Annotated in this window: 14 protein-coding genes; 12 read left to right on the forward strand and 2 right to left on the reverse strand. The window is 44.8% G+C overall.

Translation table 11 applies throughout. The annotated features are described in order from the left end of the window. The first annotated feature begins 3 nt into the window (after positions 1-3). From AAAT93_RS01375 to AAAT93_RS01400, 6 genes are all read left to right on the forward strand, one after another. Positions 4-876, forward strand: coding sequence for a DegV family protein (locus AAAT93_RS01375; RefSeq protein WP_227573336.1), 873 nt, complete (start codon positions 4-6; stop codon positions 874-876). 102 nt (positions 877-978) lie between these two features. Then, positions 979-2,331 carry a cell wall hydrolase gene (locus AAAT93_RS01380; RefSeq protein WP_227573337.1) on the forward strand — a complete coding sequence of 451 codons (1,353 nt, stop codon included), beginning with the start codon at positions 979-981 and terminating at the stop codon, positions 2,329-2,331. Between the two features lie 132 nt (positions 2,332-2,463). Beyond that, on the forward strand, positions 2,464-3,633 hold the full coding sequence (locus AAAT93_RS01385) for a glycosyltransferase family 4 protein (protein WP_181985586.1): 1,170 nt from the start codon (positions 2,464-2,466) through the stop codon (positions 3,631-3,633). Between the two features lies 1 nt (position 3,634). Continuing rightward, entirely contained in the window at positions 3,635-4,543 is a 909-nt protein-coding gene (locus AAAT93_RS01390; RefSeq protein WP_021985689.1) for a glycosyltransferase, read from the forward strand. Next, positions 4,540-5,463, forward strand: a complete 924-nt coding sequence (locus AAAT93_RS01395; protein ID WP_118373715.1) for a glycosyltransferase — start codon at positions 4,540-4,542, stop codon at positions 5,461-5,463. The genes AAAT93_RS01390 and AAAT93_RS01395 overlap by 4 nt, the downstream gene beginning before the upstream one ends. 10 nt (positions 5,464-5,473) lie before the next feature. Next, positions 5,474-7,264, forward strand: coding sequence for a glycosyltransferase (locus AAAT93_RS01400; RefSeq protein WP_227573339.1), 1,791 nt, complete (start codon positions 5,474-5,476; stop codon positions 7,262-7,264). Between the two features lie 62 nt (positions 7,265-7,326). On the opposite strand, the gene AAAT93_RS01405 is transcribed toward AAAT93_RS01400, so the two are convergent. Continuing rightward, on the reverse strand, positions 7,327-8,565 hold the full coding sequence (locus AAAT93_RS01405; RefSeq protein WP_021985686.1) for an argininosuccinate synthase: 1,239 nt from the start codon (positions 8,563-8,565) through the stop codon (positions 7,327-7,329). A 251-nt stretch (positions 8,566-8,816) separates the two neighbouring features. Here AAAT93_RS01405 and argC point away from each other — a divergent pair, with 251 nt between their 5' ends. The 6 genes from argC (at position 8,817) to AAAT93_RS01435 (ending at position 14,238) form a co-directional block, all read left to right on the forward strand. Next, entirely contained in the window at positions 8,817-9,860 is a 1,044-nt protein-coding gene (argC, locus tag AAAT93_RS01410; RefSeq protein ID WP_021985685.1) for an N-acetyl-gamma-glutamyl-phosphate reductase, read from the forward strand. A gap of 236 nt (positions 9,861-10,096) precedes the next feature. Further along, positions 10,097-11,320, forward strand: coding sequence for a bifunctional ornithine acetyltransferase/N-acetylglutamate synthase (argJ, locus tag AAAT93_RS01415; protein ID WP_227573340.1), 1,224 nt, complete (start codon positions 10,097-10,099; stop codon positions 11,318-11,320). 26 nt (positions 11,321-11,346) lie between these two features. After that, complete coding sequence (gene argB / locus AAAT93_RS01420) at positions 11,347-12,237, forward strand: acetylglutamate kinase (RefSeq protein WP_330594741.1); 891 nt, start codon at positions 11,347-11,349, stop codon at positions 12,235-12,237. 73 nt (positions 12,238-12,310) lie between these two features. Continuing rightward, positions 12,311-12,751, forward strand: a complete 441-nt coding sequence (locus AAAT93_RS01425; protein WP_227573341.1) for a DMT family transporter — start codon at positions 12,311-12,313, stop codon at positions 12,749-12,751. Positions 12,752-12,866: 115 nt separating this feature from the next. Next, positions 12,867-13,541, forward strand: a complete 675-nt coding sequence (locus tag AAAT93_RS01430) for a helix-hairpin-helix domain-containing protein (protein ID WP_227573342.1) — start codon at positions 12,867-12,869, stop codon at positions 13,539-13,541. 10 nt (positions 13,542-13,551) lie between these two features. Beyond that, complete coding sequence (locus AAAT93_RS01435; protein WP_117780822.1) at positions 13,552-14,238, forward strand: response regulator transcription factor; 687 nt, start codon at positions 13,552-13,554, stop codon at positions 14,236-14,238. Between the two features lie 24 nt (positions 14,239-14,262). Here AAAT93_RS01435 and add read toward each other — a convergent pair whose 3' ends face one another. Continuing rightward, positions 14,263-15,234 (reverse strand): adenosine deaminase, encoded by a 972-nt coding sequence (gene add, locus AAAT93_RS01440; RefSeq protein ID WP_021985679.1) that lies wholly within the window; start codon positions 15,232-15,234, stop codon positions 14,263-14,265. Positions 15,235-15,236: the final 2 nt, after the last annotated feature.

Raw genomic sequence — 15,236 nt, forward strand, 5'->3', positions numbered from 1 at the left:
TGTATGCGAGATTATGTCGTTATAAGTGATTCAACAGCAGATTTGCCAATTGCGGTTGTAAAGGAATTAGAAGTTCCTATCGTGCCATTTTCCTATTCGATTGAGGAGCAGGTGTACGAATATTATCTGGATGAGCGTGACGGTGACATTGGAAGCTTTTATGAGCGCCTGCGCAAGGGTGCGATGCCTGTGACGTCACAGATCAATCCGGCGATGTATCAGGATTTTTTTGAGCCATATGTGAAAGAAGGAAAGGATGTTTTATACATCAGTTTTTCTTCTGGCTTAAGTGGTTCGTATCAGTCTTCTATGCTTGGCGCGGATATGGTGCTGGACAAATACCCGGAAGCAAAGATCGTATGCGTGGATTCTCGTTCCGCCGCTGTTGGACAGGGGGCGTTTCTGTATGAGATCGTAAGGAAGAAACGGGAAGGCCTGGATCTGGATGCACTTACAGAGTGGGTGAAGCAGATACGTGGACATGTGCATCACTGGTTTATGGTGGAAGATCTGTTCCATTTAAAACGTGGTGGACGTGTGTCGACTGTCGAGGCGATGGTCGGGAGTGCCCTTAAAATCAAGCCAATCCTGAGCGTGGACGAGGAAGGTAAGCTGGTCATCCGTTCCAAAGCGCGTGGAACAAATAAGGCGATGGAATACCTTATTGCAAAGACCGTGGAAGAGGGTGGCGATTTAAGTACACTCCGCGCTGTGATCGGACATGCGGACTGCATTGAGAAAGCAGAAAAATTAAAGCAGATGGCGGTGGACGCTGGTATGCAGGCGGACAATCTGATGATTGCGCCAATTGGACCGATCATTGGTACGCATGTCGGTTCTGGTATGTTAGCGATTGCATTTGTAACAAATATGTAACAAACTATTGACACCTTTGTAAGATAATGTTAAGATACTTCTGTAATAAAAATGTAACAATGTGTGTAAAAAGTTACGAAATTATTTTGCAAGGTGAAAGAAATGAGCAGAAGAACGAAGTTAAAAGTACGGAATATGCGATTATTCCTCACAAAGAATGTATTTAACAGTCGTTACATAGTTAGAAATATTTTAGCCATTACGATTATGGTTACAGTCGTTGCTATGTGTGCAGGCGCAGGCATTATGATTGGAAACAGGAAAGAAGCAAAAGCAGATACAGTTGTTGCTTCTGGAAATGTGGAAGAGGTTGTGACTCTGGATTGTTCGATGACTTCTATGAATGCAGCCGGAACCAATATGATCCGTGCAGATCTGGAGTCTGTTATGACTGCAGATAAGGAAGCAAAGGAAAAAGAGGTGGTTGCTGCGGCAGCTGCAGAGTTTACAGATAAGTGTGCAGCCAATCGGGATGATGTGAATGTCCGTGCAGAGGCATCTACGGATTCTGCAATCGTTGGCCATATGAATATCGGTGCTTGTGGCGATGTGCTTGCACAGGCAGACGGATGGGTGCAGATTTCGTCTGGTGATGTAAAGGGCTATGTGAAAGCAGATTATGTTACAATCGGCGAGGAAGCATATGCACTTGCAAAGCAGTATTATTCTATGACAGCCGTTGCGAAGGAAGATGGTATCAATCTTCGTGCAGCAGCCAATAAGGACGCTGAGGTTGTCGGTGCGGTTTATGAGAATGTAACTTATACAGTTACACCAGAGAAAACAGATGATGCATGGGTATGTCTTCAGGTGGCAACTGGTACCGAAGGATATGCAAGTGCAGATTATATGGAAGTCACAGAAGGGTATCGTGTTGCAGAGCCAGTCGATGGTACAGCGGTAGACGAAGATACAACTTCTGAGGAGACATCTACAACTGAGACAAAGAAGGCTTCTGGCAGTGTAGAGGAGAACAAGCAGTCGACACAGACAACAACAGAAAAGACTTCTACAACACAGCAGACAACAACAGAAGCAACAACACAGGCAAACAACAGCTCGAATATCGGCTCTTCATCCAGAACACCGGTATCCCTGAGTGATGCAGATATCAATCTGATGGCAGCTGTAATGACACTGGAATGTGGAAATGAGTCCTACGAAGGACAGCTTGCGGTAGCAAATGTAATTTTGAACCGCCTGCAGTCTGGCGCATGGGGCAGTACGATCAGCAGTGTTGTTTATGCAGCCAACCAGTTCAGCGTTGTATCGGATTCCAGATTGCAAGGACTGATTCAGAACGGTGCGCAGGCAAGCTGTATTCAGGCAGCCAGAGATGCGTGTGCAGGCAATAACAACATCGGTGATCTGATGTCATTCCGTCCTGCAAGATATGTGGATACAAGTACACTTGGAACCTATAAGCAGATTGGTAATCACGTGTTCTTCAAATAGACAGAGAGATAAGAAAAGCAACATGTTAGCGGGCAGCTAAGATGTTGCTTTTTTTCTTGCTTTCTTGTATGGAATTGGGTACAATGTAGAAGTATTATGACAAAAAATAAAGGTAGTCAAAGAAGGAAAATAATGAAGGTAGCATTGATTGCTTCGGATAATAATGCAAGTTCTGGAGCTTTCCTAAGCATGACAAATCTTGCAATACAATTAAATCAATTACATGTAAAAACGATTGTGATCATTCCAAAGGAAGGACCTTATGTAGGACCTGGCGATGGAGTAAACTTATTAAGAAAACACAAAATCAAATATTATGTGGTTCCATCCATATCAGGAGTTGTATCATGTGATTTTCCAAGAAATATACTGGCAACACTGGGACAGATAAAATATATTTTAAGAAATAAAATCTATGCACGTGGATTGGCGGGTATCCTAAAGAAGGAACATGTGGATTTGGTGCATATTAACACGGTGTATAGCTATTTTGGCGCATATGCTGCCCGTAAGGTGAATATTCCTTATGTATGGCATATCCGGGAGTTTTTGGAGGAAGATCAGGGGAATGAGTTCTATTTTCCGAAATATATGTATAAGTTGATGAACCGGGCAGATCTAGTCATTGCCATTTCCCGTAGCATTTATAAAAAATATAGTAAATCACTTCATAAAAATGTCATGAAGGTTATATATAATGGAATTGACATAGATCAATTTTATAAGCCAGAGAGACAGATATTTGAAGATTCGATATTGAAACTTTGCTATGTTGGCGGACTTTCAGAATTAAAGGGAACGGATGATTTGATTGAGGCTTGCCGCTTGTTGAATCAGGAGGGGTATCAGGATGCATACCGGCTGATGATTGCAGGAAGAGGTGGGGAAGAGTATGAGGAAGCATTGCGCGAGAAATTAAAAGCGAATCATATAGAAAATGTAGAACTGCTTGGATTTCGAAGTGATGTGCCCGATGTGATGGCACAGGCAGATGTATCGGTTGTAACTTCCCGGTGTGAGGCGTTTGGGCGTGTAACCGTGGAAGCAATGCTGACGGGAAATCTGGTGCTGGGTGCGGATTCAGCGGGAACAAAAGAACTTTTGAAAGACGGAAAATTCGGTGTGCTGTATCAATGCGGAAATCCAGAAAGTATTAAGCAGAAGATGCTATATATTTTAAATCATAAAGAAGAATTGCGGGAGACAGCAAAGACAGCCCGTGATTTCATGGCAGAGCATATGACAGCAAAGAAAAATGCCGAAAACATATATCGTGAATACCAGCGAATTTTAGGAGAGTAAAATGGCAGATATTATTTTTGCGTTTGTGGTACTCCATTATAATGAACCAAAAGTGACAGAAAAATGTGTGAAAGCAATCCGGGAGAATACAAAGAAGCACAGTTCAGAGATTGTCATTGTTGATAATTGTTCTCCGGATGGTTCAGGGGGTTATTTGGAGAAAAAATATAAAGACCAACCGCATATTACAGTTTTGAAAGCAGAGAAAAATCTGGGGTTTGCCAGAGGAAATAACATTGGGTATACCTATGCAAAGCAGACGTTGCATGCAGATTATATATGTGTGATGAACAATGATGTATTGCTGTTACAGCCGGATTTTATAGAGCGGATTGTACAGGAGTATGAGACGTCGAAGTGTGGAATAGTTGGACCGCATATCACATTATTGAATGGCTATACCAATTATATGTATCTCAAAATACATACGCGGGAATATTTTGAACATGAATTACAAATGTCGAAACAGATGTACCGGTATTATACTTCCAGATTTTATCCGGTTCGAAATATAATCAATCGAACACTGGACAAACTGCTCCCTGCGTTGAAGTTTCAGAAGCAACCGGTTAAGGAGACATTGGACGATAAGATACAGATGGTGATTGCGAGCAAGCAACGGCACAAAAATATCGTTTTGCATGGCTGCTGTCTGATTCTGACACCGCTCTATATTGGAAAGTTTGATACAGCATTTGACGACCGGACATTTATGTTCCGTGAGGAAGAGCTTTTATATTTGCGGTGCCGCAAGCATGAAATTGAAACGGTATATGAACCGTCGATTGATATTCTGCATTTGGAGGATATGTCTACCAATGCAACATTTAAGAAGGACTGTAAACGGGAGGCGTTTAAAAACAAATGCCAGATCGATTCGTTACAGATTTTGCTGGAGGAACTAAGATGAAATATGGAGTCGTAATTGTAACATATAACCGGTTAGAATTACTGAAGGAATGTATTGAGAATTGTATCAGACAGACAATCCCGTTTGAAAAGATTATTATCGTAAATAATTGCAGTACCGATGGAACGGACGAGTATTTGCAACAGTACAAAGCAGATATGCGGTTTGTGATTTCGGAACAGACGGAGAATCTGGGCGGTGCAGGCGGATTCCGTGTAGGATTGGAGCTTGCAGGTAAAGAAGATCTGGACTGGGTGCTGATCATCGATGATGATGCGATGATCGCAGAAGATTATATTCAGAAATGTGACCGCGTGATTCGCCGGTATCCGAATGTGGTAGCATGTTCGGGAACGGTTTATACGGATGGAAAGATTCAGACGATCCACCGGAGAGTGATTGCAAACCGGACGTTGTATCTGGAGAAGAACGTTCCGTTATCTGCATATGAGCGCAAATGCTTCCGCTACGATCTGGCAACGTTTTGCGGTTTGATGGTTCGTGCAGATATCCTTGCAAAGATTGGACTTCCGAAATCAGAATATTTTATCTGGTATGACGATACCGAGTTTTCGATGCGCCTGCGGAAGTATGGCGGCATTGTAAACGTCAATGCGGCACATCTGAATCATAAAACGGTGTTGCCATCGGGTGAACAGAAGGGCTTTTTCATGCGGATGGGCTGGAGAACCTATTATGGACACCGGAACCGACTGGATGCAGTGAAAACGCATTGCAGCAAGGTGACACAGCTTGTGATCTATGCAGAGTTTATGGTCTTTATTGTATGTGGCGCAGGCATGTGCCTGATCCCGAAATACCATCGTCAGGGAAAATATATCACACGAATGTTGTGGGACGCGTGGATGGATGGGAAAGCAGGAAGATTAGGAAAAAATAAAAAGTATGTACCAAACTAGGAGGGGAATTATGATTATACAACCGCTTTTGTTTCCGAAGCAGGAGGTCTGCCCGGAGCAGAAAATGTATTATAGAATTAAGGAAGACAAGATATCGTTAGAGACATATTTTAACGCATTTTCAATTGGAAAGTGGAAGAAATATACCGATCTGGATAACCTTTATTTTGAGGTAGAGTCCGAAGAAGCATTGCAGTTTACCTGCGTACACGCAGTCGGCAGTGTAGCAGCCGGACATGATTGTACACGGGAAATGATTCAGAAAGAGTCGCCATCTAAGTATGTAGCAGTTGTGCGTCGTAAAATTCCGTGTTCCGTGTCAAAGGATGGAAACAAATACCACCTGCAGTTTGAGGAATTGCCAGACGATGGTATTTTGTATGTGAATATAAAATGCCAGAAAGAGGTATCTGATATCTCGGAGGTTCTATTGTCCGGTGGGTATGGAACCGAGGCTGTGATGACGCAGAAGCCGGTCATTGCACTTGGAATCTGTACATTTAAGCGGGAGGAGTTTTTAAAACGAAATGTTAATCTGGTATTGAATCACATTATCAATAATCCGGACAGCCCGCTTTATGGAAATCTGGAGGTCTATGTATCCGATAATGGACAGACGATCGAGCCGGATACCTTTGACAGCGATAAGATTCATGTATTCCCGAATATCAATGCGGGTGGTGCAGGTGGATTTACCCGCTGCATTATGGAAGCTTTGTTTTATAGAAAACCATCGCCATTTACGCATATTATCCTGATGGATGATGATATTCTGCTTGATACAGCCGTAGTAGAACGGACATGGTTGTTCCTGTCACATGTGAAGAAGGAATATCAGAGCGCAATCCTTGGTGGCGAGATGTTTGAGCTTGACCGTAAATATATGCAGTTTGAGGCAGGTGCTTTGACACATTGGCAGCTGAATGATTTCTATCATCGCCATTATGACATGCGCAAGCCGGATATGGTAAGTGCAAACGAGCAGGAGACACCGATCAATTACAGTGGCTGGTGGTATAACTGTATTCCAACAACAGAGATACAGGCAGACAATCTCCCAATTCCTGCATTTATTCATTTCGATGATATTGAATACGGTGTGCGCCATTCAGACAAGGGTGTCATCCTGATCAATGGTATTTGCGTATGGCATCCACAGGCACCAAACAAGGCGTCTGTATCGATGTCATATTATGACATGCGAAATGCATTGATTGCGGAGGCATCTACGATGAAAGAACTTGGCTCACCGTGGAAGCTGCTTGGATATATGACGATGATGATGGGAATTCATGTAGTTGATTACCGGTACAATCTGGTAGAGTGTATCCTGCAGGGATACAATGATTTCCACAAGGGACCGGAAGCATTTATGCAGATCGACCCGGTACAGAAACATGCAGAGCTTGCAACACTCAATTACAAGTTTATCTCACCGGAAGAAGCAGGCATCAAGGAGCCGGTGAAGATGAAGAAGAATTTCTTCCCGCCGTTTGTCAATGGAATCATCTGTATGTTCTGCTGGTTGTTGCCACCATTGCGGGATATCAAGGCAGTATCTGCGATCGGTATCGAGCAGCCACATATCTACAAGCGGATGTTCCTGTACGATGAAGAGAAGAATGCAGGCTATATCCTGCAGAGAGATTACAAGAAAGGTTTCCATTATCTGGGCGAGTATTTAAAGACAGCCAAGAATATCCTGCTGTATTACAAGCGGGACAGAAAGAAATGGCATAAAGCAAGACCACAGTTTACTTCTTTGGAATTCTGGGAGAAGTATCTGAAGCTTGATAAATAATCAGACAAAAAAGAAGAACCCCGGCATTTGCCGAGGTTCTTCTTTTTATAGAACACGTAAATTTATTTATCGTTATTCTTATCCTTTTCTTCACGCTTCTGGTCGAGCATTGCACGAACCTTCATAGAAAGACCGAACAGATGGATGAAGCCTTCTGCGTCGTGATGATCGTACAGATCGCCAGTTGTAAAGCTTGCAAGTGACTCAGAGTAGAGTGTATAAGGAGAAGTTGTACCAGCCTTGATGATGTTACCTTTGTAAAGCTTGAACTTCACTTCACCTGTGATACGATCCTGTGTGCTTTCGATAAATGCCTGCAATGCCTCACGGAGTGGGCAGAACCATTTTCCTTCGTATACAAGATCTGCATACTTGTCTGAAACTGTCTTCTTGAATGCAAGTGTATCTCTGTCGAGGATCAACTCTTCCAACTGCTTATGAGCAGCTAAGAGGATGGTTCCACCAGGAGTCTCATAGACACCACGGGACTTCATACCAACGACACGGTTCTCTACGATATCTACGATACCAACACCATGCTTGCCACCGAGACGGTTCAGCTCACGGACTACGTCGGACATCTTCATCTGCTTGCCATTGACTGCAGTCGGAACACCCTTCTCGAAGTTTACAGTTACATATTCAGCCTCATCTGGTGCCTTCTCAGGATATGTACCAAGTACAAGAAGGTGATCCCAGTTTGGCTCCAAAGATGGATCTTCAAGCTCCAGACCTTCGTGGCTGATGTGCCAGATGTTACGGTCACGGCTGTAAGATGTTGTCACATCAAATGGAAGATCGATGCCGTGCTTCTTACAGAATGCGATTTCATCCTCACGGGACTGCATCGTCCACTCTGGCTGTCTCCATGTTGCGATGACATTTAAGTCTGGTGCAAGTGCCTTGATATTGATCTCGAAACGAACCTGATCATTTCCTTTACCAGTAGCACCGTGGCAGATCGTTGTAGCACCTTCCTTACGTGCGATCTCTACCAGCTTCTTTGCGATCAGCGGTCTTGCAAAAGAAGTACCAAGCAGATACTCATACTCGTAAGTTGCATTTGCCTTTACACCTGGAAGGATGTACTCATCACAGAATTCATCAACGACATCCAGAATGTAGAGCTTCTCAGCTCCTGAATATTTGGCTCTCTCGTCGAGGCCTTCCAGCTCGCTTTCCTGTCCGACATCGATACATACACATACAACATCGAAATTGTAAGTTTCCTTTAACCAAGGGATGATTGCTGTGGTATCCAGACCACCAGAATACGCAAGAATAACTTTCTCTTTACCCATCAAAGTTTCCTCCATAAAATATGTAATAATTCACGTTGCGACACGTTTTGTCTAGTATACTTCTTTTTTCTGCAAGATGCAACCAGAAATTTTGCATATTTCTGCATAATATATGTATAAATGAATAAAATTATGCATAAAACAAGATTATCCTGTGAAATTATACATAAAATATTGAAATAGGGTTGCATAAATAAAACTACGGATGTATAATGAGACAAATTTGTGATTACGGAAAAGAGGCAGGAACAATGGTAAAGGTCGGAATTATAGGAGCAACCGGATATGCCGGTCAGGAATTAGTACGTATTTTGCTGGGACATAAGGACGCAGAGATCGTCTGGTATGGTTCCAGAAGTTATATCGATCAGGAATACGCATCTGTATATCGGAACATGTTTCAGTTAGTCGATGCGAAATGTATGGATGATAATATGGATGAGCTTAGCAAGCAGGCGGATGTAATCTTTACTGCGACACCGCAGGGGCTTTGCGCATCGCTTGTAAATGAGCAGATCTTATCGAATACGAAGATTGTGGATCTGTCCGCGGATTTCCGTATCAAGGATGTAGCGACGTATGAGAAATGGTACAACTTAGAGCACAAGAGTCCACAGTTTATCGAAGAGGCAGTATATGGACTGTGTGAGATCAATCGTGAGGATATCAAGAAGGCACGTCTGATCGCGAATCCGGGCTGTTATACAACCTGCTCGATTCTTTCTCTGTATCCACTCGTAAAGGAGCGTCTGGTTGATGTCGATACGATCATCGTGGATGCGAAATCCGGAACATCCGGAGCGGGACGTGGCGCCAAGGTTGCAAACCTCTACTGTGAGGTCAATGAGAGCATCAAGGCGTACGGCGTGACAACACACCGACATACTCCGGAGATCGAAGAGCAGCTTGGTTATGCTTATGATGGTACACCGCTTACAATCAACTTCACACCACATCTCGTACCGATGAACCGCGGTATTTTAGTAACAGCATATGCAAAGCTTGTGAAGGATGTCTCTTACGAGGATATCAAGGCAGTGTATGATAAATATTATGGCAAGGAGCGCTTCGTGCGTGTGCTTGAAAAGGGCGTCTGCCCGGAGACACGCTGGGTAGAAGGCAGCAACTATGTGGATGTGAATTTTGTGATTGACCCTAGAACGAAACGTGTCGTTGTGATGGGTGCGATGGATAATCTGGTGAAGGGTGCTGCCGGACAGGCAGTCCAGAACATGAACCTGATCATGGGCTTACCGGAAGAAGAAGGACTTCTGATGCCACCAATGTTCCCATAACAAGGTAAGGTTTAGCAACAACGATTTATACAAAAAGAATTTGTGATTAATATGTGGATAGAGACGGATGCAATTACGAATTCTAAAGCAGACCATTGAAGCACGTTGGTACTTAATGAACGGCAAACTTGTTTGACGTGAATTTAGTACCACTACGTGATGAAGTGAGCGGGAGCGCGTCTGCGTAGAATCGTAATTGTATCCGTCTCGATACAAATAATAAGGAGGAAATCGAGATGAAGCAGATCGAGGGCGGCGTAACCGCCGCAAAGGGATATACAACCGCCGGCACAAGAGCCGGAATCAAAAAAGGAAAGACGAATAAGGATATGGCAATGATCTTCTCAGAGAAGCCGGCGGTCACCGCAGGTACCTTCACGAAGAATCTTGTCAAGGCAGCTCCGGTACTCTGGGACAAGAAGGTCACAGATGCTGGTGTGGCACAGGCAGTTGTAATAAATACCGGTATTGCAAATGCATGTACCGGACAGGCAGGCTATGAGAATGCAGCAGAGACAGCAAAGCTTGCGGGCGAGGCATTGAATATTTCATCCGATACGGTGCTGGTTGCATCGACCGGTGTCATCGGATTTACATTGCCGATGGACGTGATTGCAGATGGTGTGAAGAAGCTTTCCGGTATGCTGAAAAGTGATGTACAGTCTGCACAGGATGCCGCAGAGGCAATCCTTACAACCGATACGCATCCGAAACAGATTGCCTATGAGACAACAATCGGTGGAAAGACAGTCACATTTGGAGCAATGTGCAAAGGTTCCGGTATGATCCATCCGAACATGGGAACGATGCTTGGGTTCATCATGACAGATGCAGCAATCTCGAAGAATCTGCTGGACAAGGCGCTGAAGGGTTCTATCGAGGATACATTTAACATGGTATCGGTGGACGGCGATACATCAACGAACGATACCGTATTAGTGATGGCAAATGGTATGGCAGGTAACCCGGAGATTACCGAGGAGAACGAAGATTACGAGGCATTCAAGGAGGCACTGCTCGCAGTCAATACTTATCTTGCAAAGCAGATCGCCGGTGACGGAGAGGGGGCAAGCCGTCTGTTCGAGGTGCAGGTGAAACACGCGAAGGATAAGCAGACAGCAAAGGTGCTTGCAAAGTCTATCATCACTTCCAACCTGACGAAATGTGCAATCTTTGGAAAAGACGCAAACTGGGGACGAATTCTGTGTGCAATGGGATATTCTGGCGCACAGTTTGATCCACTCAAGGTCGATATCGTGATGGCATCTGAAAAAGGCGAGATCGCACTGGTAGAAAATGGTGTGGCAACTGCCTTTGATGAGGAGAAGGCAGCAGAGATCCTGTCGCCGGATGTCGTGATTGCAAAGGTCGATGTCCGTGATGGCGATGCGGAAGCAACTGCATGGGGCTGTGACCTCACCTATGATTACGTGAAAATCAATGCGGACTATCGTTCCTAGGATGAATGAAAATGGAGGAAAACAAGATGGTAAATAATGATTCAATGGATATGATACTTGCGAAAGCGCAGACACTGATCGAGGCGCTTCCTTACATACAGAAATTCAACGGCAAGCGTGTCGTTGTCAAATACGGTGGAAGTGCAATGGTTGATGAGAACTTAAAATACAATGTCATCAAGGATGTTGCCCTGCTGAAGTTGATCGGTATGGAGCCGATCATTGTACATGGCGGCGGCAAGGAGATCAGCGCATGGTTAAAGAAAATCGGTAAAGAATCCGAGTTCGTAAATGGTCTGCGTGTGACTGACGAGGAGACACTCGATGTCGCAGAGATGGTACTTTCCAAGGTCAACAAGAGCCTGGTATCTATGATGCAGAAGCTTGGATTAAAAGCAGTTGGTATCAGCGGTAAGGATTCCGGACTTCTGAAGGTACAGAAGAAGCTTTCCGGCGGCAAGGATATCGGCTATGTCGGAGAGGTTGTATCCGCAGATCCTACGATTATTGACACACTGATTGCAAATGATTTCATCCCGGTTATCGCTCCGATTGGTATTGGCATCGACGATTATCATGGCTATAACATCAATGCAGATGATGCAGCATGTGCGATCGCAACAGCCATCAACGCAGAGAAGCTTGTATTCCTGACCGATATCGAAGGTGTATTCGTAGATCCAACGGACAAGACAACTTTGATTTCCGAGATGGATATTAACGAAGCACAGGAATTTATCGACAGCGGCGTTGTCGGCGGCGGTATGCTTCCAAAGCTTACAAACTGTATCGAGGCAATGAAGAACGGTGTTGCACGTGTCCATATGCTCGATGGTCGTGTAGAGCATTGCCTGCTTCTGGAGTTCTTTACGGAAAAGGGTATTGGTACCGCGATTTTGAAGGAGCCATTATTCTAAGTTGTCCGAATGAAAATGAAATAATTAACACAAACTACCTCTATATACATTTTGTCTATGGAGGTAGTTTTTTATGTGGGGAATAATAGTCGCATTGATATCCGGTGCATTGATGAGTGTACAGGGTGTATTTAATACAGGCGTGACAAAGCAGACGTCTACGTGGCTTGCGTCTGCGTGGGTGGCATTTTCCGGATTTGTTGTTGCGATTGCCCTGTGGGCGATCTTTGAGCGGAATCATGCAGGGATATTCTCGCTTGCGCAGGTCGATCACAAATATATGCTGTTAGGCGGTGTGATCGGTGCCTTTATTACATGGACCGTCATTACAGCGATGGCAGGATTGGGACCGGCGAAGGCAGTGCTGCTGATTGTGATTTCGCAGCTATTGATTGCATACCTGATTGAGCTTTTTGGCTGGTTCGGTGTCGAGAAAGCAGATTTTCAGTGGACGAAGCTGGTTGGTATCGTTGTGTCCGTAGTGGGATTTATCATTTTTCAGTGGGAGAAGTAACTTTTTTTCGTGAAATCCGCCTATTGTAATTCCGTGGGAAGTTCTGTACAATGGGTGTATGTCTTGAATATGCAATATGGAATACCAGACTTTTTTAGAAGGGAGCTATTTCATTTTGCAGTACATAAAATTTATAATTGCTGGCTGTGTGTTGGCAGTGGCTTTGTGTGGCTGTGGCAGACAGGTAAAGCTGCTTACGAGTGAGACACAGACAGAAACGCAGATGATGGATGACGCTGGTGGAGAAGAAACAGTGGTTTCATCGGCAGAGGCGTTTGCAACGACGACAACCGAAGCGGAAACACCGGAGCAGGAGCAGTCAGACGATGTGGCTGTGTATGTGTGTGGTGCGGTACGACAGCCGGGTGTCTATTATGTTGCAGGTTCTGCAATCAGAGAGACAGCGGTTCAAATGGCAGGTGGATTTACGGACGATGCGGATGTTACCTATGTGAATCTGGCGCAGACCGTTGTGGCGGGAGAACAGATCTACATTCCGACGATGGAGGAGACAAACGGGATTTCCTTATCAGGTCGGGAGACAGATGGGACATCGGCGCAGGATGCACCAGCCGGTACAAATGTGGAAATGGACGGGAAGATCAACATCAATACCGCCGGAAAAGACGCACTGATGACATTGCCGGGAATTGGCGAGAGCAAAGCGGATGCGATTATCGCATATCGGGAAGCCCAGGGGAAATTTCAGAACACGGAGGAGCTTATGAATATCCGTGGAATCAAAGAGGGCATATATAATAAAATCAAGGACTTAATTATTGTGGGATGAGGTGTATAGAATGAAGAAAATTTTGGTGGTAGATGATGAAAAGTCAATCGTAAAGGGTATCAAGTTCAGCTTAGAGCAGGACGATATGAAAGTCGAAGTTGCTTACGATGGTGAAACCGCACTGGAGCTTGCAAAGGCAAATCATTACGATATGATTTTACTGGACATCATGCTGCCGGGATTTAGCGGACTGGAAGTGTGTCAGATGATCCGCGAGTTTTCGGATGTGCCAATCATTATGCTGACAGCTAAGGGCGATGATATGGACAAGATACTGGGACTGGAATATGGCGCAGACGATTACATAACAAAGCCGTTTAATATATTGGAAGTAAAGGCGAGAATCAAGGCGATTTTCCGTCGGAATAACCGGAATGTGCCGGAACAGGAAAATCAGAAGGTGATTGAGACAAAGGGACTGAAGATTGATGTGGACAGCCGCCGGGTATATATCGATGACAAGGAAGTCAACCTGACAGCCAAGGAGTTTGAACTTGTATATCTGCTGGTATCAAACCCGAACAAGGTATATTCCAGAGAGCAGTTGCTCAAAACTATCTGGGGACCATCTTATCCGGGCGATGCCAGAACCGTGGATGTGCATGTGCGTCGACTTCGTGAGAAGATTGAGGCAACACCAGCCGATCCAAAATACATTCATACAAAATGGGGCGTGGGATATTATTTCCACGAGTAATCTGTACACAGCGAAAAAAGTTCGCTATGGCAGAAGATACAGTAATTGATGCTTGACAGAGTCAGAGGCAAAGGAGATTTCCACACTGTTTTTATACAGTGTCCGGAGATCTTCTTTTTCTATGTGGAGCTTTTCAAGGGCAAAGGTATATTCGTCAGTCAGCGTTGTGTGGCTCACGGTACGATTGTCGGTGTTGATTGTTGCAAGCAGTCCAAAATCCAGAAACGCATGGAGTGGATACGCGTCCAGTTCAGTCGCTGCTTTTGTCTGGAAATTCGAGGTTGGACAAAGCTCAAAACCGATGTGTGCGTTGCGACAGGCTTCCAGCAGAGCAGGATCTTTGATGGCTGCAATGCCATGTCCGATCCGGCGTGCTCCATATTGGAGGGCGAGCGCGACATTTCTGGCACTGCCACATTCGCCGGAATGAATTGTGACAGGCACCTCCATTCGCCTTGCTTCCTCGAACAGCGCTTCAAATTCTTCGTTTGGATGTCCGGCTTCATCACCGGCAAGGTCTAACGCACAGACGCCATTTCCTAAGAATTCTCTGGCACAGCGGACAACCAGATGATTTTGCTGTGGGGAGTGATGGCGCATCGCACATAAGATCAGATTGGTGAATACTCCATACCGGTCAAATGCTTTCTGGCATCCATAGACAGCCGCCTGCACGACATTTTCCAGATCCAGGTGACTGTTGACGCTCAGCATAGGTGCAAACCGGATTTCCATATAGCGGACATTTTCTGCGGCTGCCTGTCGCACGACATCAACGACGGCATCCCGGATATGCTCTTTTTCCTGCAGTGCGGATACCGGAAGGTCAAAGCAGGTCAGATATTCGGCAAGTGACTGACAGTTGGCAGGTGCCTGTATTGTATGCATGTCCAGTGTCGAAAGCTGTAAGGTCTGCATCAGGAATTCTTTGCTCAAAGAACCATCCAGATGGCAGTGCAGTTCGACCTTTGGCATGGAAACAGGATCAAAATTCATAA

It is taken from the genome of Coprococcus hominis (ex Arizal et al. 2022) (genome assembly GCF_040094675.1).
GTDB classification, from domain to species: domain Bacteria; phylum Bacillota; class Clostridia; order Lachnospirales; family Lachnospiraceae; genus Coprococcus_C; species Coprococcus_C hominis.